General features: G+C 71.2%; 20 protein-coding genes. 9 read left to right on the top strand and 11 right to left on the bottom strand.

Annotation, left to right across the window (positions count from 1 at the left end):
• Positions 1-4: 4 nt before the first annotated feature.
• Entirely contained in the window at positions 5-634 is a 630-nt protein-coding gene (locus Msi02_RS11895; protein WP_204048391.1) for a TetR/AcrR family transcriptional regulator, read from the bottom strand.
• A 76-nt stretch (positions 635-710) separates the two neighbouring features.
• Here Msi02_RS11895 and Msi02_RS11890 point away from each other — a divergent pair, with 76 nt between their 5' ends.
• Positions 711-1,430: a carboxymuconolactone decarboxylase family protein gene (locus Msi02_RS11890; RefSeq protein ID WP_239108324.1), complete on the top strand. Its 720-nt coding sequence runs from the start codon at positions 711-713 to the stop codon at positions 1,428-1,430.
• 149 nt (positions 1,431-1,579) lie between these two features.
• Here Msi02_RS11890 and Msi02_RS11885 read toward each other — a convergent pair whose 3' ends face one another.
• Positions 1,580-3,145 (bottom strand): glycoside hydrolase family 10-like protein, encoded by a 1,566-nt coding sequence (locus tag Msi02_RS11885; RefSeq protein ID WP_204048389.1) that lies wholly within the window; start codon positions 3,143-3,145, stop codon positions 1,580-1,582.
• A gap of 244 nt (positions 3,146-3,389) precedes the next feature.
• Here Msi02_RS11885 and Msi02_RS11880 point away from each other — a divergent pair, with 244 nt between their 5' ends.
• Complete coding sequence (locus Msi02_RS11880) at positions 3,390-4,289, top strand: MurR/RpiR family transcriptional regulator (protein ID WP_079319258.1); 900 nt, start codon at positions 3,390-3,392, stop codon at positions 4,287-4,289.
• Positions 4,290-4,376: 87 nt separating this feature from the next.
• On the opposite strand, the gene murQ is transcribed toward Msi02_RS11880, so the two are convergent.
• From murQ to Msi02_RS11850, 6 genes are all read right to left on the bottom strand, one after another.
• Entirely contained in the window at positions 4,377-5,363 is a 987-nt protein-coding gene (murQ, locus tag Msi02_RS11875) for an N-acetylmuramic acid 6-phosphate etherase (protein WP_204048388.1), read from the bottom strand.
• A gap of 66 nt (positions 5,364-5,429) precedes the next feature.
• On the bottom strand, positions 5,430-6,434 hold the full coding sequence (locus tag Msi02_RS11870) for an ABC transporter ATP-binding protein (protein ID WP_204048387.1): 1,005 nt from the start codon (positions 6,432-6,434) through the stop codon (positions 5,430-5,432).
• A complete protein-coding gene (locus Msi02_RS11865) occupies positions 6,431-7,471 on the bottom strand; it encodes an ABC transporter ATP-binding protein (RefSeq protein WP_239108323.1) in 1,041 nt (346 codons plus the stop codon). The genes Msi02_RS11870 and Msi02_RS11865 overlap by 4 nt, the downstream gene beginning before the upstream one ends.
• A gap of 2 nt (positions 7,472-7,473) precedes the next feature.
• On the bottom strand, positions 7,474-8,382 hold the full coding sequence (locus Msi02_RS11860) for an ABC transporter permease (protein ID WP_204048386.1): 909 nt from the start codon (positions 8,380-8,382) through the stop codon (positions 7,474-7,476).
• Between the two features lie 76 nt (positions 8,383-8,458).
• Positions 8,459-9,466, bottom strand: a complete 1,008-nt coding sequence (locus Msi02_RS11855; protein ID WP_204048385.1) for an ABC transporter permease — start codon at positions 9,464-9,466, stop codon at positions 8,459-8,461.
• Between the two features lie 3 nt (positions 9,467-9,469).
• Positions 9,470-11,284, bottom strand: coding sequence for an ABC transporter substrate-binding protein (locus Msi02_RS11850; RefSeq protein WP_204048384.1), 1,815 nt, complete (start codon positions 11,282-11,284; stop codon positions 9,470-9,472).
• 257 nt (positions 11,285-11,541) lie between these two features.
• Here Msi02_RS11850 and Msi02_RS11845 point away from each other — a divergent pair, with 257 nt between their 5' ends.
• From Msi02_RS11845 to Msi02_RS11835, 3 genes are read left to right on the top strand one after another with little or no spacing between them, the layout of a single operon-like run.
• Positions 11,542-11,742 (top strand): hypothetical protein, encoded by a 201-nt coding sequence (locus tag Msi02_RS11845; protein WP_143737724.1) that lies wholly within the window; start codon positions 11,542-11,544, stop codon positions 11,740-11,742.
• Positions 11,743-11,744: 2 nt separating this feature from the next.
• Positions 11,745-12,830: an urease accessory protein UreH domain-containing protein gene (locus Msi02_RS11840; RefSeq protein ID WP_204048383.1), complete on the top strand. Its 1,086-nt coding sequence runs from the start codon at positions 11,745-11,747 to the stop codon at positions 12,828-12,830.
• 59 nt (positions 12,831-12,889) lie between these two features.
• A complete protein-coding gene (locus tag Msi02_RS11835) occupies positions 12,890-14,335 on the top strand; it encodes a tetratricopeptide repeat protein (protein ID WP_204048382.1) in 1,446 nt (481 codons plus the stop codon).
• Between the two features lie 16 nt (positions 14,336-14,351).
• On the opposite strand, the gene ald is transcribed toward Msi02_RS11835, so the two are convergent.
• Together ald and Msi02_RS11825 are read right to left on the bottom strand one after the other, a co-directional pair.
• Complete coding sequence (ald, locus tag Msi02_RS11830) at positions 14,352-15,467, bottom strand: alanine dehydrogenase (protein WP_204048381.1); 1,116 nt, start codon at positions 15,465-15,467, stop codon at positions 14,352-14,354.
• A gap of 67 nt (positions 15,468-15,534) precedes the next feature.
• Positions 15,535-16,917 carry an aspartate aminotransferase family protein gene (locus Msi02_RS11825; RefSeq protein WP_079319250.1) on the bottom strand — a complete coding sequence of 461 codons (1,383 nt, stop codon included), beginning with the start codon at positions 16,915-16,917 and terminating at the stop codon, positions 15,535-15,537.
• A gap of 243 nt (positions 16,918-17,160) precedes the next feature.
• Between Msi02_RS11825 and Msi02_RS11820 the strand changes: the two genes are divergently transcribed.
• Positions 17,161-18,513 (top strand): M20/M25/M40 family metallo-hydrolase, encoded by a 1,353-nt coding sequence (locus Msi02_RS11820; RefSeq protein ID WP_204048380.1) that lies wholly within the window; start codon positions 17,161-17,163, stop codon positions 18,511-18,513.
• A 114-nt stretch (positions 18,514-18,627) separates the two neighbouring features.
• On the opposite strand, the gene Msi02_RS11815 is transcribed toward Msi02_RS11820, so the two are convergent.
• On the bottom strand, positions 18,628-19,929 hold the full coding sequence (locus tag Msi02_RS11815; protein WP_239108322.1) for a pectate lyase: 1,302 nt from the start codon (positions 19,927-19,929) through the stop codon (positions 18,628-18,630).
• Positions 19,930-20,313: 384 nt separating this feature from the next.
• Between Msi02_RS11815 and Msi02_RS11810 the strand changes: the two genes are divergently transcribed.
• The 3 genes from Msi02_RS11810 (at position 20,314) to Msi02_RS11800 (ending at position 25,571) form a co-directional block, all read left to right on the top strand.
• Entirely contained in the window at positions 20,314-21,261 is a 948-nt protein-coding gene (locus Msi02_RS11810) for a LysR family transcriptional regulator (protein WP_239108321.1), read from the top strand.
• Positions 21,262-21,389: 128 nt separating this feature from the next.
• A complete protein-coding gene (locus Msi02_RS11805) occupies positions 21,390-24,575 on the top strand; it encodes a M28 family peptidase (RefSeq protein ID WP_239108320.1) in 3,186 nt (1,061 codons plus the stop codon).
• Between the two features lie 159 nt (positions 24,576-24,734).
• Positions 24,735-25,571 (top strand): dioxygenase family protein, encoded by an 837-nt coding sequence (locus Msi02_RS11800; RefSeq protein WP_204048377.1) that lies wholly within the window; start codon positions 24,735-24,737, stop codon positions 25,569-25,571.
• The last annotated feature ends 114 nt before the right edge of the window (positions 25,572-25,685 follow it).

Raw genomic sequence — 25,685 nt, 5'->3', positions numbered from 1 at the left:
TCTTTCAGCCGGCTCTCGGCGGGAGGCCGACGAGCTTGGTGAGGAAACGGTCGATCTGCTCCTCGGCGGGTGGCCAGTGCAGGTCGGGCTCGTTGATCCGCTGCGACAGCATGCCGTTCACCGCCGTGCGCAGGTCGATCGCGACCGTCGCCGCGTCGTCGCGCGGGGCGACCCCGGCGTCCATGCAGCGCTGGACCGCCTCCGTGGTCCTGGCGACCAGCACCTCCTTGAACGGCATGCCGAGCCTGCGGTGGACCGCGCTCTCGTGCAGCACCTTGTAGAGGCCCGGATGCTCGTGCGCCCAGGCGGCCTGCGCGAGGATCCGGGCCCGCAGGCGGGCTCCCGGGTCTTCGTGCGCCGCGTCGGCCTCGTCGCCGGCCCGCACCAGTTCCTCGTGACAGCGCCGCAGCACCGCGAGCACGAGCGCGTCGCGGTCGGGGAAGTGCAGGTAGACCGAGGTGGCCGCGATCGACACCTCGCGGGCCACGGCCCGCAGCGACAGCGCCTCGTCGTCGGCGAGGTCGTCGAGCATGCGCATGGCCGCCGCGACGATCTCCTCGCGCAGCCGCTCGCCCTGCCCCCGCGCGTTCGGACGGCGGCGGGCGGCGGGAGTCGGGGGTGTGGTGGCTTCCATGACCAGCCCATTGTACGAGGACACCTTTAACGCTACAGTCGTAGCGCTACAACCGTTCACCAAAGGAGCGACTCCTGTGACCGTCCACGCTTCGACGGACTTCGACACGATCAACGAGATGGACCCGGTGTTCGCTCAGATGGCGGCCGCCAGCGTCGGGCACTGCTGGGCGGTGCCCGAGCTGACCGACCGCGAGAAGGTGTTCCTGGCCCTGGTGGCGGACGTCTGCCAGCCGGCCCTCGGGTTCCCGTTCGAGATGCACGTCCGCGCGGGCCTGCGGCGCGGCGTCTCCACCGCGGACATGCGGGCGCTGCTGCGCCTGATCTCCTACGACAGCGGGTACGTCGCCGCGCTGGCCGCGCTGGAGCGGCTCGCCGAGATCGAGGCCGCGGCCGGGCTGCCCCGCCCGGACGCCGAACCGCTGCCCGGCGAACTGCTGGAGACCGGTCCCGGCGCGGCGCCGACCCCGCTGCCCGAGCCGGTGCGGGCCGAGCTGACCGAGCTCGACCCGTACTTCCTGGAGTACTTCGACCTTCAGTCACGGATGCGGGGCGTCCAGGGGCCGGGCACGTTGAGCGTCCGCGAGCGGGCGTTCATGACGATGAGCATCGACGTGCACTACCAGACGCTGGACGAGACGTTCCGCATCCACGTGGGCCGCGCCCTCGGGGCCGGCGCGTCACCCGAGGACGTGCGGGCCGTGCTGCGCTTCAACGCGCAGTTCGGGGCGACGCGGGCATGGCAGGCGTGGAAGGCGCTCAACGCCCACCTCGCCGAGCTCACCCGCGCCCACTGACGGCCCCTCTATGACGGCCCGCACCGCCTGACCGTGCGGACCTGCAGGGCGGACCGGCAGAGGGGAACGGCCGGGCGGGACGCCGGTGCGCTACGGCGTCCCGCTCCGGCCGGAGGACCACTCGGTCCTGCTCTCAGTGGACCCTGCCTTCAGTGGACCCTGCGTTCGTGGCTCGGCTCGCTCTGCCGGGACGCCCGGTCGACGGCCGTGACGTGGTAGCGGTGGCCGGGCGCGCCGTCCGGGTCCACCCAGCGGACGTGCCTGCCCGCAGGGACGACCGCGACCAGGTGCGCCGCGTCGCCGAAGTCCTGCCGGCGGGCGGGCCGGTCGAACCGGTAGACGGCGAACTGGAACGGGGCGCGGGGTCCGGTGGCCTCGACGTGCAACTCCACGCCCCCGCTCACGCGGCGCGCCGAGGCGAGCACGGGACGACGCGGCGGCTCGCCGCCCGCGAGCCTGGGCAGCAGCGGCGCGAGCGCCGGACGCGTGTAGTGCCCGTTCACGACCGCACCGATCGACCCGAGCCGGTCGTCGCGGACGTCGGCCGCGTTGTACCAGATGTCCCCGCCGACCTCCGGGTGGTCGCGGTTGAGCGTGAGGTGCCGGGACAGCTCGTCCGGCTGGGACCACTCGGCGGGCTGCCCCGCCGCCCCCGCCTTGTACGCCGCCTGGCCGATCCACAGCTGGACGCCGGTGCCCGCGGCCACGTCGGACCACCAGGGGACGAGCTTGGCGTAGTCGGCGTTCGACTGGCCGATGTACCAGTAGAGCTGCGGCGCGACGTAGTCGAGCCAGCCCTTCTTCACCCAGCCGCGGGTGTCGGCGTGCAGGTTGTCGTACGACTGGCCGCCGCTGGTGTCGGAGCCGAGAGGGTCGGTGGCCTTGTTGCGCCAGATGCCCGAAGGGCCGATGCCCCAGATCACCTCGGGCTTGGCCTGCCGCACACGCCGCTGCATCTCCTGCACCAGCAGGTCGACGTTGTTGCGCCGCCAGGAGGCCAGGTCGGGGAAGCCCGCGCCGTACGCCGCGTAGGCGGCGCTGTCGTCGAACGCCGTGGTGTTGACCGGGTAGAAGTAGTCGTCGAAGTGCACGCCGTCGATGTCGTAGCGGGTGACGGCGTCCATCATCGCGTCCTGCACGAACGCCCGCACCTCGGGGATGCCGGGGTTGTAGTAGAGCTTCCCGCCGTACGAGACGATCCACTCGGGGTGTTTGCGGCCCGGGTGGTCGGGGTGCAGCTTGGCCGGGTCCGCCTGCATGGACACGCGATACGGGTTGAACCAGGCGTGGAACGCCAGGCCCCTCCGGTGGGCCGCCTCGACGGCGAAGCCCAGCGGGTCGTAGCCCGGGTCCTGCCCCTGGACCCCGGTCAGATACTGCGACCACGGCTCGTACGGCGACGGCCAGAAGGCGTCGGCGGTCGGCCTGATCTGCACGAACACGGAGTTGAGCCGGCGAGCGACGGCAAGGTCGAGCCAGGCGGTGAACTCGGCCTGCTGCTGCTCGGGCGTCAGCCCGGTCTTCGACGGCCAGTTGATGTTGACGACCGAGGCGATCCACATGCCGCGCATCTGGCGCAGCGGCGGGACGTACCCGGCGGGAGAGGCGGAGAGGGCGGAAGCGGGTGATGCGGCGAGGGCCGGCAGCGGGACGGCCGACGCCGCGGCGGCGAGGGCCAGGCCGCGCAGCACGGCACGCCGGGAGGGGGAGCTCAATCGGACCTCCGAAAGCCGGGGGGATGCGGCGATCACGACACTGGCAGAAACTTACTTTCAGATCAATGCGGATAAAAGAAAGTGTCATAGACGTGTAATCTGCCCCAAGAGGTCCTCGTGGGAGACGATGCCGGATACCCAGGTCACGCCGTACATGTCTCGACATGTGGACTTCTGGTCCCGTTGCCCCGCACCGGCGGGCGCAGGGATCTAAGCTGATCGCGCACAGGAGAGGCTGCAGGAGATGAACGAGAACGAGGGCGCCGCACCGGTCAACCCGATCGCCACGGTGCGTGCGGTGCTGCCCTCGCTCACCCCCGCCGCCCAGACCATCGCGCGCCTCATCCTCGACGACCCCGCCATGGTGGCCCGCAGCACGATCACGGAGGTCAGCGCGGTCTCGGGGATCAGCGAGGCGACGATCGTGCGGACCGCGCGGGCGCTGGGCTTCGCCGGCTACTCCCAGTTGCGGTTCGCGCTCGCCGCGGCCGTGGCCAGGGACACCCCCGAGCGGCTCGTGCCCGGCGACCTCGCCCCGGACGACCCTCTGACCGACGTGATCGCCAAGGTCACCCGGGCCGAGTCGCAGGCGCTCGCGGACACGGCGGCCCAGCTCAGCCCCGACGGGCTCGGCGCGGTGGTGGAGGCCGTCGCGGGCGCCCGCCGCGTGGACGTGTACGGCGTGGGCGCCTCGGGACTCGTCGCGGCCGACATGGCGCAGAAGCTGATGCGGATCGGGCTGCCCGGTCACTACTTCACCGACGCGCACCTCGCGCTCACCAGCGCCGCGCTGCTCCGCGAGGGGGACGTGGCCGTCGGGGTGAGCTGCACCGGCGAGACACCCGACGTGCTCGGCCCGGCGCGGGTCGCCCGCAAGGCCGGCGCGACGGTCGTGGCGATCACGAACAACCCGCGCTCGTCGCTGGCCGGGCTCGCCGACCACGTCCTGATCTCCGCCGGGCGCGAGACGGCGTTCCGGCCGGGCGCGCTGGCCAGCCGGATCAGCCAGTTGCTCATCGTCGACTGCGTCTTCGTCGGCGTCGCGCAGCGCACGTTCGACACCTCCGACGCCGCCTTACGCGCGACCCGCGACGCGCTCGCCGACTACCTCGGCGACGCGCACCGCCGCGCCCGCTCGGCCTGACCCACCCGCGGGAACCCATCCGGTCCGCCGGTTCGGCGAGGGCGCGACCGCCTCGACACGCCCTCCGCCCCGCCCGGCCGGCACTCGTCAGGCGGCGCCTCCGGCGTGGCGGGCGGCCTCCAGCCGGTCGCCGTTGGCCTTCAGCAGCGCCCGGGCGCCGTCCGGGCCGAGATCGCGCTCGATCATCAGCACGGCCACCTTGACGTTCCAGTCCGCCGCCTCCAGCGCGGCCCGCGCGGCGGCGGACCCGGCGCCGGTGATGTCGCCGACGATCCGCGTCGCCCTGCCCGCGAGCTTCTCGTTCACCGCCGAGACCTCGATCATGGCGTTCCCGTACGTCCTGCCGAGCCGGATCATCACGATCGTGGAGATCATGTTGAGCACGAGCTTCTGGGCGGTCCCCGCCTTGAGCCGGGTGGAGCCGGCCACCACCTCGGGGCCCACCACCACCTCGATCGGATGCTCGGCCCGCTCCGACAGCGGCGACCCCGGGTTGCAGGACACGCTCACGGTCAACGCTCCGCGACGGGCGGCCTCGTCCAGCGCTCCGAGTACGAACGGCGCGCGACCGCTGGCGGAGATCCCCACGACCGAGTCGAGCGGGCTCAGGCCGCGGCCGGCGATGGCCGCCGCCCCGCCGTCGTGGTCGTCCTCGGCGCCCTCGACCGACCGGGTCAGCGCGGCCTCGCCGCCCGCGATGACCCCCTGCACGAGTTCGGGGTCGGTGCCGAAGGTCGGCGGGCATTCGGAGGCGTCGAGGACGCCGAGCCTGCCAGACGTGCCCGCCCCCACATAGAACAGGCGTCCGCCCTCCGCCATGCGGCTGGCGATCGCGTCGATGGCGGCCGAGACGTCCGGAATGGCCAGGGCCACCGCGCCGGGCACCGTGGCGTCGGCCGCGTTCATCAGGCGGGCGATCTCCTCGGTCGGGAGCCGGTCGATCTCGCGGTACCGCGGATCGCTCTGCTCTGTATAGAGCTCGCTTCGCTCGACATTGAGCTCGCTTCGCTCTGTATGCAGCTCGCTTCGCTCGACATCGAGCTCTGTGGACAGGCCCGTCAGTGGGTCAGTCATCTCGTCCCTGTCGTCGGTTTCCATCTCCGGCCTCCCCCGATCGCCGTACACGTCCGAAACGACTCCTCACCGGCGGCTCACCGGCACGGCGACCACGCTGCGGCGCTCGGGATGGAAGCAGGCGTGCTCCTGCGGCACGTCGCCGTCGCGGCCGAGCGCGGGCCGCTCGCGTTCGCACCGCTCGGTCCTGAACGGACAGCGCGGCGCGAACAGGCAGCCGTCCGGGTGCTCCCCCGACGCCTCCACCGGCACGACCCGCTGCTCGCCCGGCGACTCCAGGCCGTGCAGCACCGGAATGGCCGACAGCAGCGCCTGCGTGTAGGGGTGCACCGGAGCGGAGATGACGCTCTCGACCGGGCCGCGTTCGACCACCTGGCCGCGGTAGATGACGTACAGCTCGCCGTCGGTGCCGATGTAGCGGGCCGTCGCCACGTCGTGGGTGATGAACAGCACGCTCACCCCGAGGCGCTCGCGCAGGTCCTTCAGCAGCGCGAGGATGCCCAGGCGCAGCGACACGTCGATCATCGAGACGGCCTCGTCGGCGACCAGGACCTCGGGATCGACGGTGAGCGCGCGGGCGATCACCACGCGCTGGCGCATGCCGCCGGACAACTGGTGCGGATAGCGCGGCAGCACGTAGCCGGGGTCGAGTCCGACCAGGCCCAGCAGTTCCCGCGCCCGCTCGTCGGCCCACGAACGCGGCCGGCCGGTCTGCCTCGCCCGCAGCGCGAGCGGCGCGGCCAGCGCCTGATGGATCGTCCGCGTCGGGTTCAGCGCGGAGTACGGGTCCTGGTGGATGAGTTGCACCCGGCGGAAGTACGGCTGCCGCCTCCGGTGGCTCAGCGACGACATCGCCACGCCGTCGATGACGATCTCGCCGGAGTCGCAGGTCTCCAGCCCGGCGATGATCCGGCCGAGCGTGGTCTTGCCGCAGCCCGACTCGCCGATGAACGAGACGGCGCCGCCCTTCGGGATCGCGAAGTCCACGCCGCGCAGCGCCGGGACCTCCCGCGCTCCGAGGACCCCGCCGCGCTGCGTGAACGTCTTCGTGATGCCGGTCCCGCTGATCATGCCTGGTCCTCCCCCGTCGCAGCGGCCACGGCCGGCCTGTCCCCGTCGCCGTCCCGTACGGCGTGGCACGCCGCCGACCGGGAGCCCCGGGTGACGACGGGCGGGCTGCCGGTCTCGCACACGTCCATCCGCAGCGGGCAGCGCTCGCGGAACACGCACCCATCGGCCGGGATGTCGGCCAGCGTCGGCGGGCGGCCCGGCAGGGCGCGCGCCTCGCCGATGTCGCCGACGAGGCGCGGGATGGCCCCGAGCAGCCCCCGCGTGTACGGGTGGCGCGGCCCGGCCAGCACCTCGCGGGTCGGGCCCTGCTCGGCCACCCGCCCGCCGTACATGACCGCGAGCCGGTCGGCGACCTCGGCGACCACCCCGAGGTCGTGGGTGATGACGAGCGTGGTGAGCCCCCGCTCGGCGTGGACCTCCCGGACGATGCGCAGGATCGTCGCCTGCGTGATCATGTCGAGGGCGGTCGTGGGCTCGTCCAGCACGACGAGGCGGGCGTTCAGCACCAGGGCCAGCATGATGCCGACCCGCTGGCGCATGCCGCCGGACAGTTCGTGCTGGTAGGAGTCGAGCACCCGGGCGCCGTCCAGGCCCATCCGGCCGAGCAGGTCCCGGGCGTCCGCCAGCAGGCCGCGCGGGTCCTCGACGCCGTGGGAGCGGCCCAGGTCGAGCACCTGTTTGCCGACCGTCTTGAGCGGGTTGAGGGAGTTCTGCGCCGCCTGGAAGACGTACCCGACGTGCCGCCCCCGGGCCCGGCGCAGTCCCTCGCCGCCGAGCGCCACGACGTCGCCGAGGCCGTCGATCTCGACGCTGCCCGCGGCGATCCTGCCGGGCGGCTGGACGGCGTTGAGCAGCGACAGCGCGAGCGTGGACTTGCCGGAGCCAGACTCGCCGACGACGCCGGTGATCGTGCCGGGCGCGAGGTCGAGGTCGACGCCGGACACCGCCGGCAGCTCGCCGGCGGGGGTGCGGTAGACCACGGTCAGCCCGCGGATCCGCACGCCGGGAGGACCGGGAGGACTCTGCTCGGGAGCCATGCTCACTCCTCCCGCAGCCGGGGGTTGAAGATCTCGTCCATGGCGTCCACGACCAGCACGATGCCGAGCGTGAGCAGTAGGATCGCCAGCAGCGGCGCCAGCAGATACGGCAGCGCGGCCGTCGTGGTCAGCGCGCCGCCACCGAAGACGGCGAGGTTGAGCATGACGCCCCAGTTGTTCGCCTCGAACGGCAGCACACCCAGGAAGAACAGGCCCACCTGCGCGTAGACCGCGCCGGTCACCGCGATGAGCGCGTTCATCGCGATGTACGGCGCCATGCCGGGCAGCAGCTCCCTGCCGACGATGTGCGTCGTGGACAGGCCGAGCCCACGGGCGGCCTCGATGAAGCCGCGCTCACGCAGCGACAGCGTCTGGGAGCGCACGGCCCGGGCCACGCCGCCCCAGCCGAGCAGCCCGAGCACCAGTCCCATCTCGGCGGCGCCGGTGAACTTCCACACCGTCGACAGCACCAGCAGCAGCGGCAGCCCGGGAATCGTGAGCTTCATGTCGGTGAACCGCATGAGCACGGTGTCCCAGCGGCCCCGCCGGAACCCGGCGAACAGCCCGATGCCCGCGCCGACCACGACCGTGATGACGGCCGTCACGACGGCGGTCAGCAGGACGTACCGGGAACCGGTGACGACGAGGGCGAGCACGTCCGTGCCCTCGAAGTCGGTGCCGAACGGATGCCGCAGGCTAGGCGGGGCGTAGAGCGCGCTCGTGTCGCGGGGCAACGGGTCGGGGTAGAGCATCGGCCCGAAGATCCCCATGAAGGCGAACACCGCGAGGATGACCGCCCCGGCCATCCTGCTCGGCTTGCGCCGCATGACCCGCCAGACGCCCCGCCAGAAGTTGCGGCGGACCGCCGCCCTGGCCCCCGCCTCCGCCTCCGGCACGATCGTGGCACTCATGCAACCCCCTCGCCTGGCGGCTCGGGGTCGCATGCGCGCAGCACGCTGTGTTTACTGATTCGCTCGCTTCGCTCGCTCATGCGGCCTCCCCTCCGCTGCGCACCCGGGGGTCGATGACCGTGTAGAGGAGGTCGGCGGCGATGTTCGCGACGACGACCGCCGTCGTGATGAGCAGGAACGCCCCGCCCATCAGGGAGTAGTCGCGGTTGTTGATGCTGTCGATGAGCATCAGCCCCAGGCCCGGGTAGTTGAAGATACGCTCGATGAAGATCGCGCCGCCGAAGAGCAGGCCCAGCGAGAGCGCCAGGATCGTGAACAGCGGCAGGATCGCGTTGCGCGCCACGTAGCGGAAGATGATCGAGCGCTTCATCCCGCGCAGCTCCGCGGCCAGGATGAAGTCGTCGCCGAGCACGGTGACCACGCTCGACTTCATCGCGAGGATCCACCCGCCGTAGCCCGCCAGCGCGTACGTGACGACCGGCAGGGTGGCGTGCTGGACCAGCGAGCCGATGTAGTCAGGGGTGAAGCCGGGGTCGATCACGATGTCGGCCGTCCCCCCGGCAGGGAGGACCGGGATCAGCGTGGTGAAGATCGCCCCCAGCAGCAGCGCCAGCACGTACTGCGGGACGCCGTGCAGCAGCGATCCGGAGATCGCGAGGAGGTCGCCCAGCACGCCGGTCCGCTTGATCGCCGCGTAGACGCCCATGACGACGCCGACGAGGAAGCTCAGCAGCGTCCCGGCGAGCACCGGGATCACGGTCCACTTGGCGGCGGAGAACAGCACGGTGGACACGTCGGCGCCGGGCACGGACAGCGACTGCCCGAGGTCGAGGCGGGCCAGCCCGCCCATGTAGTCGAGGTACTGCTCCCACAGGCTGCCCTTCGGCGTGAAGCCGTACAACACCTCGACCGCGCGCTGGGCGGCGTCGGGGGCCATGCCCTGCTCGACGAGCTTCTGGTAGCGGGCCGCGAGCGGGTCGCCCGGGACGCTCCTGATGATCAGAAAGCTGATCGTCGTGACGACCAGGATCATGACGAACCCGCGGGCCACATGGCCCGCGAGCCGCCGGAGGAGAACCGCCATGGACTACTGCTTCTTCTTGATCAGGCCGAGCTGGATCCAGACGCCGGAGGGCTGGCGCAGCAGATCGCTGTCGTCAGGCGGGAAGCCGGTGAAGCGGTTGGTGTTGACGAACTGCGTGTTCACGTAGTCCCAGAGCTGGATAACCGGAAGGTCCTGGTTGGCCGCCTTGGCGAGCTTGGCGATGACGGCCTTCTGCTCGTCGCCGCTGACGCTGTTGAGCTGAGCGGTCAGCTCACCGGGGTTGACCGCGCCGACGCCCTCGACGTCGATCGACTCGGGGCCGCCCATCCAGTTGCCGTCCTTGCCGGGCGCCGAGTGCTTGACCTTGCCGCCGAGGATGTTCCAGCCGTTGGAGGAGCCGTACAGGCGCTGGAAGATGTTGTACGGCGCGGGGCCGAGCGCGATGAGCCAGAAGCCCAGGTCGTACTTGCCCTCGGCGAGCTCCGACAGATAGAGCGGGTAGTCGGCGGTGGTCACCACCTCGGCGTCCACGCCGGCCGTGGTGAGCTGGCTGGTGATGGCCTTGGCCGCGGAGACCCAGTCGGAGAACGGCGCCGGGATGTGGATGGTCACCTTCCACGGCTTGCCGTCGGCCAGCGCCCACTTGCCGTCCTTCTTCTGCAGGCCGGCCTCCGTGAACTCCTTGTCCGCCTTGGCCGGGTCCAGCTTGTACGGCTCCAGCGTGTCGAGTTCGCCGCCGAGCCATTCCCTTGCGGCCTTCTGGTGGATGCCCGAGGTGGTCACGGCCGCCGTGCCGCCCTCCGGAGAGGCGATCTGCGTGACCTCCTCACGGTTGATCAGGTAGGCCAGCCCGCGCCGCACGTGCACGTTGTCGTACGGCTTCTTCGACTGGTTGAACGCCAGCGAGACGGCCACCGGGGAGTAGCCCTTGATGACCTGGTTGCCGGGCGTCGCCTTGATGCGCTTCATCACGTCGGCGGGCACCGCGGTGAACGGGGCGTTGTCGAGCTTGCCCGAGGTCAGGTAGTTCCAGATCTGCTCGTTCCCGGTGGTGTTGAGCAGCTTGAGCTGGTCGGGCGCGACGTTGGCGGCGTTGTAGAAGTTCTTGTTCTTCACCAGCAGCGCCTCGCCGGGGTTCATCCGCTTGAGGACGAACGGCCCCGCGGACACGTCCTGGGCCGGGGCGAACGCGAGCACCTTCTCCGACAGCGCCTTGATCTGCCCGCGCGCAGCCTCCGCCTCCGGGCCGTCGCCGCGGGCGGTCTTGAGCGTGTCCCAGAAGTCGCCGGGAACGACGCTCTGCCACACGTGCTTCGGCACCACGAAGGCGTCCATGACCCCGCGCACGAACGTGACGCTGGGGTTCTTCATGTCCTGGGTGATCTTGATGGTCTTGTCGTCGACGACCTCGACGTCCGAGGCCGCGCCGGCCGCGCCGGGATCGATCGCGAAGGCGGTGCTGCCCTGGGTGTAGGCCAGCGCGATGGAGAACTTCACGTCCTCGGCGGTGACGGGCTGCCCGTCGGACCACTTGTTGCCCGGCTGCAGGTGGAGGGTGATCGAGGAGTTGTCCGGCGCGATCTCCCAGCTCGCCGCGATGCCCGGATAGAACTGGTTCGGGTCGGTGAGGGTGTTCTTCGCCCAGGCGATCCTCATCGCGTTGTAGCCCCAGAACGCGTTGCCCTTGGGGTTCCACGGATTGATCGGCGCGTTGACGTCGAGCGACGGCTTGTTGATGTCGACCGTGGTGTAGACGCCGCCACCGCCGCCTGTGGAGTTCCCGCTCGTGCCGCCGCCGCTGCATGCCGCGACGGCCGCGAGGCTGAGCAACGCCGCGACCGCTGTCAGACGTTTCATTGACCGCTCCGGGGGGTTGAGCTGATGCGGATCTTGTCCGGACCATATGCGGCGTCCCAAGCTCAGGTCAATAATCTGCAAAACTCGTGAGGGTTCTGCAACTTTCCTTCATCCGAATCGCGGCGAAACCGAGCGCCGTGACCGCCCGCCGGTAGTGGCGGTCTTCTCTCCGCCCGGTCAGCGAACTGTTACTGGTCGCCCCCACACGATCACATTACGTTGCGAGCAAAGACCCCGCCCGTACGAGGAGGACTGGCGTGAAGTCCATCGCCCGATTCTGTGGCAACTGCAGCTGCGGCTGCCCCGAGCTGTTCGTGGACGCCTCCGCCCCGGCAGAGCGTCAGGTCGTCATCACCGACGACTTCGGCCAGAAGGTGGAGATGAGCCTCGACCAGCTCGGCTCGCTCGTGGAGGCGGCGAAGACCGGCGCGCTGGACGACCTCGCGCTCACCGGCTGACCGTGAACCCGGCCGCCCTGTTCGCCGGGGGCCTCGCCGCCGGCCTGGCCGCGGGCACGGCGTCGTGCACCGCGGTCCAGGGCGGCCTCCTCATCGGCCTCGTCTCCCGCCGCGGCAGCCCACCCGGCCCGTCGCGCGGACTTCCGCCGGTGGCCGCGTTCCTGACCGGCAGGCTCGCCGCCCACACCGCCCTCGGGGCGCTGCTCGGGCTCGCGGGCGCGGTCGTCCAGGTCGGCCCGCGCACCCGAGCGGCGCTGCTCGTCGCCGCCGGAACCGCGGTGGTCGTCCTCGCCGTACGGATGCTCCGCCGGCGCCGGGATGCGGGCTGCGCGCCGGCGAGTAAAGGGGCCGCCTCGGTGAGCGGCGACCCGCGCGGATGCTCGTGCCCGGACGGCGGGCACGGACAGGATCGCGCACCACTGGGCAGCGCAGCCCACGGGACCGGTCCCCCGGGCACCGGTGCCCGCTCCCCGACTCTCGTGCGGGCGGCGGCACTGGGCATGGCCACGATCTTCGTACCGTGCGGCGTCACGATCGGCATGGAGGTCGTGGCCGTCGGCGCGGGTTCCGCGCTCGGGGGCGCGGCCGCGCTCGCGGGGCTCGCCCTTGGCACGGCGCCCGCCTTCGCCGCCCTGGGACTGCTGCTGCGTACGCTCGCCATGACCAGGCTGGCCGCCCTGGCGGGGATCGCGGCCCTGGCCGCCGGGCTGTTCACCGTCGGCTCCGGCATGCGGCTCGGCGGCTGGCTGCCGGACTTCTCGCTGCCGCAGTTCGGCTCCCCCGCCGCCGCCGCGGGACGCGCCCTCACCGGAACGGACGGCGTGCAGCGGCTCACGATCTGGGCGACCGCGGAGGGGTTCCGGCCCGGCATCGCCGTCGCCGCCGCCGGTCGGCCCGTCGAGATCGTCTTCAGGACGAAGGACAACCGGGGCTGCACGCGCACGCTCGCGATCGACGACCACGACGTGGCGCTCCCCGTGACGGGCGAGCGCGTGGTGCGGCTCGCGGCCCGCCCGGAGGGGCGGCTGCGTTACGCCTGCGGGATGGGAATGTACGTGGGCTTCGTCAGGTTCGAGCGCGTCCCTTGACACCAACGTCTTACCAATAACCGTCCGTGACGACTCGGTTACGTGTCACCCTGTCTCCCATGACACTAGTGGGAGCGACGGAGGCGACCGCGTGGCCCGGGATACCGGTCCCGCGTACCCCTGAACCCCTGGACCCGGCCGAGGCGAACCTGGTCGACAGGGCCCGCGACGGCGACCGCGACGCGGCGCACCGGCTGGGCCGGCTGTGCGCGGAGCGCGACGACCGACTGGGCGCCCGGCACTGGTGGGAACGGGCGGCGCGGGCGGGCAACGTCGACAGCGCCTTCAACCTGGGGCTGTGGCACCGCACGCACGGGACGACCGAGGAGGCCATCGGCTGGTTCGAGCTGGCGGCGGGCACCGGCGACGCCGACGCGGCGACGAACCTGGCCTCGCTGCTGCTGGAGCGGCGCGGCGACACCGACGGAGCGCGCAAGTGGTTCGAGCGGGCGGCCGAGGACGGCTCCCGCCACGCGGCCCGGCGGCTGGCATTGCTGTGCGAGGACCAGGGCGACGGCATGGGCGCCCGGCGCTGGCACTTCAGGGCGGCCGTGGACGGCGACCTGCGCTCGGCCCACGACCTGGGCTTCCTGGGCTACGCCGCGGGCGACGAGGCGGAGGCGCTGCACTGGTGGGAGTACGCGGCGCGCGGCGGCCACGCGGAGGCCGCCTATCACATGGCCCTGCTCCTGCACGCGGCCCGCGACGAGAAGGGCGCGGAGGCGTTCTACCGGCTCGCCGTCCGCGCCGACCACCCCGGGGCGGCCTTCCGGCTCGGTGACATGGCGCTGTGCCGGGGCGACCTGCCCACGGCGCGTGCCTGCTTCGAACGGGCGGCGAAGACCGGACGGCCGGACGCGCGGCGGATGGCCGGTCTCGTCTGCGCCCGGATGGACGACAAGGCGGCGGCAGCCCACTGGTACGGGCGGGCCGCGGCCGACGACCCCGAGGCCGCCTTCCGCTTCGGGCTGCTGCTCGTCGCGGAGCACAACGACCTGAAGGGCGGACGCCACTGGTTCAGGCGGGCGGCCGAACGCGGGCACCACGGCGCCATGGTCGAACTGCGGACGCTGCTGCCCCTGCTCGGCGCGTCCCCCGAGGCCGAGGGATGCCTGCTCGACCCGGCCCCGCCGTACTGGAGCCGGCCCGCGGAGCCCGGGCAGGCCGCACGCGCGGAACTCGCCGTCGCGGCGGCGCGCAGGCGCGGCGACCCGGCGGCGGAGCCCGAGGACCTGGTCGAGATCCTCGGCACGTGGGATCTGGTCACCGGTGATCTGGCCACAGGCGCCTTAACCCCCGGCGACGTGCCGGACGAGGCCGGCCCCGCGGACACCGTGGGGCGGCTCGCACGGGCGAGCGGGCTGCACCGGGCCGCGATCGAGCACCTCGGCCTGGTGCGCGCGACGCTGCTGCGGCCGGGCACGGCCCCGTGGCCCACTCCGGCCGAGGTCGAGCACGTGCTCGGCACCGCGAGGGATCTGCGCAGACGCCTCGGTCTGCGCTGATCCCCCACGTATGCGGTCAGGCGGCGAGGATCTCCGCGACCGGCGTGTACTGCAGGTCGTGCGCCGCCGCGACCGGCTCGTTGGTGAGCACGCCGGCGTGGGTGTTGAGGCCCAGGCCGAGCGCCTCGTCGCCGCGCAGCGCGTCCTTCCAGCCCTTGTCGGCGAGCTTGACGACGTAGGGCAGGGTCGCGTTGGTCAGGGCGTAGGTGGAGGTGTTGGCCACCGAGCCCGGCATGTTCGCCACGCAGTAGAACACCGACTCGTGCACGCGGAACGTCGGCTCGTCGTGCGTGGTCGGGCGGGAGTCCTCGAAGCAGCCGCCCTGGTCGATCGCGATGTCGACGAGCACGGAGCCCGGCTTCATGCGGGAGACCAGCTCGTTGGAGACGAGCGTCGGGGCCTTGGCGCCCGGGATGAGCACGGCGCCGATGACCAGGTCGGCCTCGACCACGGCCCGCTCGATCGCGTACGACGTCGAGACCAGCGTCTTCAGCCGGCCCTGGTAGATGGCGTCGATGAAGCGCAGCCGGTCGATGTTGACGTCGAGGATCGTCACGTCGGCGCCCATGCCGACGGCGATCTGCGCCGCGTTCAGGCCGGAGACGCCGCCGCCGATCACGACGACCTTGGCGGGGGCCACGCCGGGCACCCCGCCGGGGAGCACGCCGCGGCCGCCGTTGAAGCGCATGAGGTTGTACGCGCCTACCTGGGGGGCCAGCCGCCCGGCGACCTCCGACATCGGGGCCAGCAGCGGCAGGCCGTTGCCGACCTGGACGGTCTCGTACGCGATGGCGGTGGTGCCGGCCGCGAGCAGCGCGTCGGTGCACGGGCGGGAGGCGGCGAGGTGGAGGTAGGTGAACAGGATCTGGTCCGCGCGGAGCCGGTGGTACTCCTCCGCGATCGGCTCCTTGACCTTGAGGATCATCTCGGACTCGGCCCACACCTCGTCGGCGCCCTCGACCAGCTTGGCGCCGGCCGCGAGGTACTCCTCGTCGGTGATGTGGGAGCCGAGCCCGGCGCCGCGCTGGACGCTGACCTCGTGGCCGTGACGGACGAGCTCGTGAACGCCGGCCGGGGTGGCGGCGACGCGGTATTCGTGGTTCTTGACCTCGGCGGGCACGCCGATCTTCATGAGTTGTGTCCTTTCAAGCGGTCACTCGTCACGGTCGCCCCCTACCCGGCCGCACGAGCTCGATGGTCTACAGGCGGGCCCACGCCTCGGTGAGCACCGAACGGAGGATCGACTCGATCTCGTCGAACTCCTTGGGGCCGCAGATCAGCGGCGGGGCGAGCTGCACGACCGGGTCCCCGCGGTCGTCCGCCCGGCAGTACAGGCCGGCGTCGTACAGCGCCTTCGAGAGGAAGCCGCGCAGCAGGCGCTCCGACTCCTCCTCGTTGAACGTCTGCTTGGTGGACTTGTCCTTGACCAGCTCGATCCCGTAGAAGTAACCCGAGCCGCGGACGTCGCCGACGATCGGCAGGTCCAGCAGCCGGTCGAGGGTCGCCTTGAACACCGGCTCGTTGGCCGTGACGTGCTCCAGCAGTCCCTCCCGCTCGAAGATGTCGAGGTTGGCCAGGGCGACGGCGGCCGACACCGGGTGGCCGCCGAAGGTGTAGCCGTGCGCGAAGGTCTCGGTGCCGTTCTTGAACGGCTCGAACAGCCGCTCCGAGGCGATCATAGCGCCGATGGGCGAGTAACCGCTGGTCAGACCCTTCGCACAGGTGATGATGTCCGGCACGTAGTCGAACTTCTGGCCGCCGAACATCGTGCCCAGCCGGCCGAAGGCGCAGATGACCTCATCCGACACGAGCAGCACGTCGTGGGCGTCGCAGATCTCGCGCAGGCGCTGGAAGTATCCGGGGGGCGGCGGGAAGCAGCCGCCGGCGTTCTGCACCGGCTCGACGAAGACGGCGGCCACGGTGTCCGGGCCCTCCATCTCGATGGCCTTGCCGACCTGGTCGGCGGCCCAGCGGCCGAACGCCTCGGGGTCCTTCTCCAGGCCGGGGAAGCCGGAGATCTCGTCGGCACGGTAGAGGTTCGTGTTGGGGGCCTTGATCGCGCCGGGCACCAGCGGCTCGAAGACCTGCTTGAGCGCCGGGATGCCGGTGATCGACAGCGCGCCCTGCGGGGTGCCGTGGTAGGCGATGGACCGGCTGACGACCTTGGTCTTCAGCGGCTTGCCCTTGATCTTGTAGTACTGCTTGGCCAGCTTCCAGGCCGACTCGACGGCCTCGCCGCCACCGGTGGTGAAGAACACGCGGTTGAGGTCGCCGGGGGTGAGCTCCGCGAGTCGCGCGGCGAGCTCGGCGGCCTTGGGGTGCGCGTACGACCACAGGGGGAAGAACGCGAGCTCCTGTGCCTGCTTGGCGGCGGCCTCGGCCAGCTCGGCGCGGCCGTGGCCCACCTGGACCACGAACAGCCCGGCCAGGCCGTCGAGATACCGCTTGCCGTGGACGTCGTAAACGTAGGCGCCCTCGCCGCGCACGATCATGGGCACCTCCCCTCCCTCATAGGAGGAGTGGCGCGTGAAGTGCATCCAGAGATTGTCCTGTGCGGCCTTGAGTACGTCGGGGCGCGTCATCGCAACCTTCCCTCAGGTGATCCGTCGCTGTTGGACAGTGTGCATGCCACTTCCGCGTTTTGCCAAGTGATTACGTGGCTGCACTGTGAAAGAAGTTCGGATTCCGCGACATCGACATGTAACGGCAACGAAATCCGTCACGGTAGATTGAAGCCGCGCAGACGTGGGAGATGGGTCCGCCGGACCTGTGGTCAAATGGGGTCCACCCAGCCGGGAAGATCCGCGTACATCCGGGAGAACACCGTGACACCAGAGGAGATCGAGCGCGCCGTCGAGGAGGGCATGCCGCAGACGGTCGAGGACCTCAGGCGCCTGGTCGCCATCCCGTCCGTCGCGTTCCCCGGCCACTCCGAGGCCCCGGTCCTGGAGGCCGCGGCACTCGTGGAGCGGCTGCTGCGCGCCGCCGGCCTCCCGCACGTCCGGCAGATCCCCATCGAGGGCAGCTTCCCCGCCGTGTTCGCCGAGGCGCCCGCCCCTGACGGGGCCCCGACCGTGCTGCTCTACGCGCACTACGACGTGCAGCCCTCCGGCGACCTCGCCCTGTGGCGCACCCCGCCGTTCGAGCCCACGGTCGTCGACGGGATCATGTACGGCCGGGGCGCGGCCGACGACAAGAGCGGCGTCATCACCCACGTGGCCGCGCTGCGCGCCTTCGACGGCCGGTTCCCGGTCGGCGTGAAGGTCATCATCGAGGGCCAGGAGGAGTACGCCGGCGAGCGCCTTGAGGCGTTCGTCGAGGCCAACCCCGACCTGCTGCGCGCCGACGCCATGGTCATCGCCGACGTGGGCAACCCCGAGGTGGGCGACCCCGCGATCACCACGTCGCTGCGCGGCATGGCCGCGTTCACCGTGGAGGTCCGCACGCTCGACGAGGCCGTGCACAGCGGCGCGTTCGGCGGCGCCGCCCCCGACGCACTGGCCGCGCTCATGCGCATGCTGACCGCCCTGCACGACGACCAGGGGAACGTACGGGTGCCCGGCCTCGAACCGGGGACCTTCCCCGGGGCTGCTCTCGGCGAGGAGGAGTTCCGCGCGCTCGCCGGGGTGCTCGACGGCGTGTCCCTGGTCGGGGACGGCTCGCTCGCCGACCGGCTCTGGGCGTCGTACGCGATCACGGTGACCGGGCTGGACGTGCCGACGGTGACCGGCGCGATCAACGCGGTTCAGGCGGTCGCCCGGGCCCGCGTCACGATCCGCATCCCCGCGAGCGGCAACGCCAGGCAGGCGCTCAACGACGTGACGGCCTTCCTGGAGAAGGTCGCGCCGTGGGGGGTCAAGGTCTCCTTCGGCGACTTCGTCAGCGGCTCGGGCTTCCAGATCGAGCCGGGCGGCCCGGCCATGAACGCAGCGGAGCGGGCGCTGGAGCGCGCCTTCGGCCGCGCGCCGCGCCAGGTCGGCCAGGGCGGCTCGATCCCGCTGGTGGCGGCCCTCGCCCGGCAGTTCCCCAAGGCCGAGATCCTGCTGTACGGCGCCGAGGACGACGGCGCCTCGATCCACGCCCCCAACGAGCGGCTGGTGCTGGACGAGCTGAAGCGGATCATCACGACCGAGGCCCTGTTCCTCGCCGACTACGGCGGCTGGCACGGCGCGGCCTGACGCCGATCGTCGCATGCGGGAAGGCCCGGTGGCTGGGGGAACCACCGGGCCTTCCGTCTTTCTCGCACCGCCGTCACACGTGGCCCCGGGGATCTCGGGGGCCGGCCGGCGCGCTTACTGGTAGTGGATGTCGGAGGAGCTGTAGATGCAGTTCGTCCCGTCGGCGCCGCTACCGATCTCCGTCGGCTCGCTGCCCTTCGGCACGCCCTTGTACTTCAGGCACACGATCATCTTGTGGCTGGGGTCGTTCTTGATCGTGATGTTCGAGAAGCGCGCGGTGTCGCCCCAGTTGGTGTTGATGCCGGCGAGCGCCTTGCCGGGGTAGGTCGCCACGATGTTCGACATCTGGACGTGCCGCTGGTAGGAGTTCGTGCAGTTGCCGCAGGCGCGGTAGAGCTTCCCGAAGTTGTCCACCTGGAAGTTCTTGATGACCATGGTGCCGGGGCCGTTGTGCTGGAACACCTTGTCGGACGCGCTCTTCGCGCCGCCGCCGTCGATGGTCATGACCTGCGACGACGAGCTGCCCAGCAGGGTGGCGGCGTCCTCGCCGACGTCCTCCCACCAGACGTTCTGCAGGGTGCAGCTGCCCAGGCAGTAAATACCGTCGGCGCCGGGCGAGCCGATGATCACGTTCTTGAGCGTCGCGCCGTTGGCCAGCTCGAAGATCGGGTCCTGGCTCTCGCTCTGCCCGCCGTCGCCCATGGCGCCGCTGGCGTAGTAGCGCTTCAGGCCGCCGTCCAAGGTGCCGGAGACGCTGATCGTGCTGGTGACCGCCTGCGAGCCGTTCGCGCTGGGCCAGCCCGACGGCAGCGTCGGGTTGGTGCTCGGCGTGGGCGACGGGCTCCTCGTCGGCGTGACGGTGGGGCTGACGGTGGGGGTGGACGACGGCTGGGAACCGGCCGACTGGAGCGACCACTGCTTGGTGGACACCGAGTCGCAGGAGTTCTGCTGCACCAGCGCGCCCGAGGACGTGGAGTTGTCCTTGGTGTTCAGGCACTTGTCGCTGTTGACGTTGACCACCTGGTAGTTCGAGCCCGAGGCGATGAGCTCCCAGGTCTGGGAGGACGCTCCGGTGCACGACTCCTGCTGGACGGCCTTGCCCGCGGAGGTGGAGGCCCCGGCGACCCCGGCGCACTTGCCGCTGTTGCCGGCGGCCAGGCGGAAGCCGCTGCCCTGGGACGAGAGGTTCCAGGTCTGGTTGCTCGCGCCGTTGCAACTGGAAACCGTGAGCTGCACGCCGTCGGAGGTGCTGCCGCCCGGAACGGTGAGGCACAGGCCGCTCGCGCCGTTCACGAGCCGGTAGGCCCCCGCACTGGGCGCCGCGTTGGAGACGCCGACGAACACGCCGCCGACCAGGGCGGCGACCCCGACGACGGTGCCGATCACCCCGACTCCGGTTCTGGTACTCCTTCTCAAAGCCGAGCTCCTTGCATGTCGTGCAGGACCCCTGACCGAGGGGGTGACTCCTGGTCCCGCGAAGGGGGAATTCATGAATGTGAACAACATCCATGAACCGGAACACGGCCAAAATTACGGACCTCGGGAACGCGGGTCAATGCTCTGTGTCACCCAGTTGACGGCTCCATCCGGACGCCGGCCGATTCGAGCAGGTGAGAGCCGATGCGCCCGGTGCCCGGCGGTGAAATTTTCATGAAACACGGACACGCGGGCGGAACGCCCCACTCGCGCGGGCGACGGCGCCGGATGACCGCCACGCTCCCCCCCGCACGGCGGCCACCAGGTCTGACGAGCCGTCATTGGGGTCTACTGCAAAGTTTCTTTACTTATTACGCTCGTGGCGTGGAGCTAGAAGTGCGTCATCTGCGCGCGGTCTGCGCCATCGCGGACCACGGGAGCATCTCCAAGGCCGCCGCCGCGCTGAAGACCTCCCAGCCGTCCCTGACGGCTCAGCTTCGGCGCATCGAGTCGATGTTCGGCAGCCCGCTGTTCGAGCGCGGCAGGGAGGGAGCCTCGCCCACGCCTCTCGGCGAATGGGTGCTGGCACGCTCCCGCTCGCTGCTTCCCGCGTTCGAGGAACTGCGTCGTGACGGCATGCGGTTCGCCGGCCGCAGGGTGCTGCGCGTGGGCTGCATGTCCAGCCACCTCGCGCTGCACATCATCGGGACGCTCCGGGAGCTGCTGCCGGACGCCGAGGTCACGCTGCGGACGGAGGAGGCGATGGACGTGCTGCCGAGCCTGTTGCGCTCGCGGCGGCTGGAGCTGGCGACGCTCGCCGATTACCCAGGTCTCCCGCTCACACCGCCCGCCGGTGTCGGGTACGCGCCGGTCGCCTGGGAGCCGATCTTCGTCGGCATCGCCGAGTCGCATCCCCTGGCCGCCCGGCAGGAGATCGACCTGGCCGACCTCGCCGAGGAGGAGTGGTCGCTGCCGGTAATGATCGAGGTCGGCCACCGCGAGCATTTCGGCGAGGCCTGCGCACGGGCGGGGTTCGTGCCGAAGATCGGCTGCGAGGCCACCCTCAGCGTGGCGGTGGACCTGATCGCCGCGTCCCGCTGCGTCGGGATGTTCCAGGCCACCAGCCGCGGCTACCCGGGCATCGCGATCCGCCCGCTGGCCGGGACCCCGCTCAGCTTCCGCCACCTGATCGGCTGGACCGAGGCCGGTCCCGTCGATCCGCACATCTCCGAACTCGTGGCGGCGGTGCGCCGGGCGTACTGGGCCGACGCGGAGAAGTCGGCGGTCTACCAGGACTGGCTCGGGCGTCACGGGCCTCTTGCCCAGCCCTAGCCGGCCCCCTATAGCGCGACCGTATAGGAAGGTGCGGGGTTACCCGCCCTCCGTCGTCGATGTCACGGTGTGTCTCAGCCCCGGCCGGGCTCCTCCCCTCAACCCCCAAGGGACAGGAGTCACCAGGAGTGAGACCCCCTGCAAGGTCAGCGGCGCTGGCCGTACTGACGGCGGTAGCCCTGACCTCGTCATCCCTCGCGGGAACGGCCATCACGCCGGCTTCCGCGTCGAGCGCCCCGGCCCCACCCGGCCCCCAGGCGCGCGCACTCGCCAGCGCGGCGAGCGCTCTGGCCGCTTCGGCGCAGGCGCTGCACACCGCGCCCTCGGACGAGTTCACGCTCGCCCGCACCGTCACCGGCGCGGGCGGGCTGCGCTACCTGACCTACGCCCGCACCCATGCGGGCCTGCCCGTCCACGGCGGCGACGTCATCGTCTCCACCGACGCGTCCGGACAGACGGTGCAGGTCGTCACCACGGGTCAGCGCACCGAGTTGAACGTCTCCGAGGTGCCCCGCGTGACCGAAGCCCAGGCGGCCGCGAAGGCGCGCGGCCTGCTGGCCTCGGTCGAGTCCGTCGGCACGCCCACGCTCCTCGTGGACGCCGCCCTCGACACGCCCAGGCTGGCGTGGGAGACGGTGGTCACCGGCAAGAAGAAGGGCGACGTCCCGAGCGTCCTGCACGTCTTCGTCGACGCCGTCACCGGCAAGGTGCTCGACTCCTACGACGACGTCAAGGCCGGCGTCGGGCACAGCTACTACAACGGCAACCCGGTGACGATCCAGACCTCCGGGTCGGCCGGCAACTACTCGATGACCGACACCACCCGTCCAGGTATCCGCTGCGGCGGCCAGAGCGGCGGCGCCTACACCGGGCCGGACGACGACTGGGGCAACGCCTCGGGCACCAGCCTCGAAACCGCGTGCGTCGACGCGCTCTACGCGGTGCAGACCGAGTGGAACATGCTCCGTGACTGGCTCGGGCGCAGCGGCATCAACGGCTCGGGCGGCGGGTTCCCCGTCAAGGTGGGCCTCAACGACGTCAACGCCTACTGGGACGGCAGCTCCACCTCGTTCGGGCACAACCAGGCCAACAACCAGCAGGCGACCTCGATGGACGTGGTCGGCCACGAGTTCGGCCACGCCATCGACCAGTACACGGGCAGCGGCGCCGGCAGCGGCAACGAGGCCGGCGGCATGGGCGAGTCGACCGGCGACATCTTCGGCGCGCTGACCGAGGCGTACGCGAACAACCCGAACGACCCCCCGGACTACCAGGTCGGCGAAGAGGTCAACCTGGTGGGCGGCGGGCCGATCCGGTACATGTACCGGCCCTCGACCAACGGCGACCCGGACTGCTACAGCGCCTCGATCCCGAACACCGAGGTCCACTCGGCGGCCGGCCCGCAGAACCACTGGTTCTACCTGCTCGCCGAGGGCACCAACCCCGGCGGCGGCAAGCCGAGCAGCCCCGTCTGCAGCGGGCCCTCGTCGCTGACCGGCATCGGCATCCAGAAGGCCGGGATGATCTTCCTGGCCTCGCTGAACCTCAAGACCCTCCCGCGTACGCACGCCAAGGCGCGGGTGAACACGCTGAACGCCGCCAAGTCGCTGTTCCCGGGCAGCTGCGTGGAGTTCAACGCGGTCAAGGCGGCCTGGACCGCGGTCAACGTCCCGGCGACCAACGACCCGACCTGCACGGCGAACCCGGGCGGCAACGACTTCTCCGTCTCGGTCAACCCGGCCTCCGGCAGCACGCAGGCGGGCCAGGCCGTGACCACCACGGTGAGCACGACGGTCACCACCGGCAGCGCCCAGCAGATCACGCTGAGGACCGGCGCCCTGCCCGCCGGCGTCACCGCGACGTTCACCCCGGCCACCGTCACCGCCGGGCAGACCTCGCAGCTCAGGCTGGCCACGTCCGCGAGCACGCCCGCGGGCGCCTACCCGATCACGATCGTGGCGGACGGCACGGACGTCGACAGGCAGGCGACCTACTCGCTCACGGTTGGGTCCGGCAACCCCGACCCGTCCACGCCTGACATCCCGGTGGCGAACATCAACGCCCACTTGCAGCAGTTGCAGTCGATCGGCAACCGGCCCTCGCCGTCCGGCGCGTACACCAACGCGCTGAACTACGTGAAGGCCAAGCTCGACGCCGCCGGATACAGCACGCGGACGCAGAGCTTCACCTACAACGGCCAGACGCACACCAACCTGATCGCCGACTGGACCGGCGGGCCGGCGAGCCCGACCGTCATGCTCGGCGGTCATCTCGACAGCGTCGCGGCGGGCCCCGGCATCAACGACAACGGGTCCGGCTCGGCCTCGCTGCTTGAGGTCGCGCTCACCCTCGCCGCGCGCAACCCCACCCTCACCAAGCACGTGCGGTTCGCCTGGTGGGGCGCCGAGGAGCTGGGCATGCGCGGCTCGACGTACTACGTGCAGAACGGCGGCGCCGCCGGAGTGGAGACCTACCTCAACTTCGACATGACCGCCTCGCCCAACGCCGGATACTTCGTCTACGACGACGACCCCGCGCTCCAGAAGCTGTTCAACGACTACTACGCCACGCTGAACGTCCCGACGGAGATCGAGACCGAGGGCGACGGCCGCAGCGACCACACCCCGTTCAAGAACGCGGGCGTACGGGTCGGCGGCGTCTTCACCGGCGCCGAGACGGTCAAGTCGGCGGCCCAGGCGCAGAAGTGGGGCGGCACGGCCGGGCAGGCGTTCGACCGCTGCTACCACTCCGCGTGCGACACCTACCCGTCCAACGTCAACACCACGGCCCTGGACCGCAACGCCGACGGCATCGCGTACGTGCTGTGGAAGCTCGCGGTCGGGCAGGGCCCGGCGCCCACGGACGACTACACCGTCTCGGTGAACCCGTCCTCGGCGTCCGTCCAGGCCGGCCAGTCGACGACCACGACGCTGTTCACCCAGGTCAGCTCGGGCAACGCCCAGCAGGTCACGCTGTCGGCGTCGAGCGTCCCCGCCGGGGTGTCGGTGTCGTTCTCGCCGCAGACCATCACCGCGGGGCAGTCGTCCCAGGTGACGATCTCGACGACCGCGGGCGCGGCGCCGGGCACGTACGCCATCGGTCTCAACGCCGACGGGAGCAGCGCCGACCACTCGGCCTCCTTCTCCCTCACCATCGGCGGCGACCAGGGCGACACCACCTGGAAGGAGTGGACCGCGTACACCGCCGGCCAGACGGTGACGTACGCGGGCAGGACCTACCGCTGCCTCCAGTCGCACACCTCGCTGCCCGGCTGGGAGCCGCCCAACGTCCCGGCCCTCTGGCAGCCCGTCTGACCACACGACGTCGCCCCGGCCTGACTCGCGCACAGCGGGGCGACGTCTCCCGACCGGGCGGAAGCCGTACGCCCGGTGAGGAGTCAGGGCGGCGTACCTCGCGGAGGGGGGCCGTCGTCCTGACTCCTCCACTCCTCGACCCTCACATGGAGGAATCCCATGGAACCCGTAGACCTCGGAGACGAGGAAAGGCCCGGCGGGATCACCCGCAAGACCCTGCTCAAGGCGGCGCTGATCGGCGCGCCGATGTCGATCCTGGCGGGCACGGCGGCCCATGCCTCGCTCGCCCGCGACGTCGCCGTCACCGGCGGGCCGCTGCTCCCCACGCCGTTCTGCGACGACGACGATGAGCCGACGGTCGAGCAGATCGAGGGGCCGTACTTCAAGCCGAACTCCCCGCAGCGCACCACGCTGCCGGGCAACGGCACTCCCCTGACGGTCAGCGGCTACGTCTTCGGGCTCTCCTGCCAGCCGCTCGCCAACGTGCTGCTGGACTTCTGGCAGGCGGACGCCAACGGCGCCTACGACAACGTGGGCTTCAACTTCCGCGGCCACCAGTACACCAACGCCAACGGCGCGTACAAGCTGACCACGATCGTCCCCGGGCTCTACCCGGGACGTACGCGGCACATCCACGTGAAGGCACAGGCCCCCAACAAGCCCATCCTCACGACGCAGCTGTACTTCCCCGGCGAGCCGCGCAACAACACCGACACGATCTACGACGCCAGGCTGCTGATGAACGTCCGCACCAACGGCGCCGGCCTCGAGGCGACGTTCGACTTCGTGCTGAACGTCCAGGGCGCGCCGCCCAGCAGCAGCCCGTCCGCCAGCCCGACGACCGGCCCCGGGGGGACCTGGCAGGCCGGCCGGACGTACGCGGCCGGCGACACGGTCACCTACGGCGGCTCGACCTATCGCTGCCTCCAGGGACACACCGCGCAGGCCGGCTGGGAGCCCCCGAACGTGCCGGCGCTCTGGCAGCGCATCGGCTGAGCGTCGGCTGAGCGCGAACCACGAGGCCCGGTCACCGCTGACCGGGCCTCGTCGCATGTAGGTGAAATCACATCATGGCGGGGCATAGGGCGAGGAGCCCTCGGCGATATTCTT

The organism is Microbispora siamensis (assembly GCF_016863095.1).
GTDB classification, from domain to species: domain Bacteria; phylum Actinomycetota; class Actinomycetes; order Streptosporangiales; family Streptosporangiaceae; genus Microbispora; species Microbispora siamensis.
The sequence above is the reverse complement of the archived record's forward strand: the minus strand, read 5'-3'. Positions and strand labels throughout refer to the sequence as shown.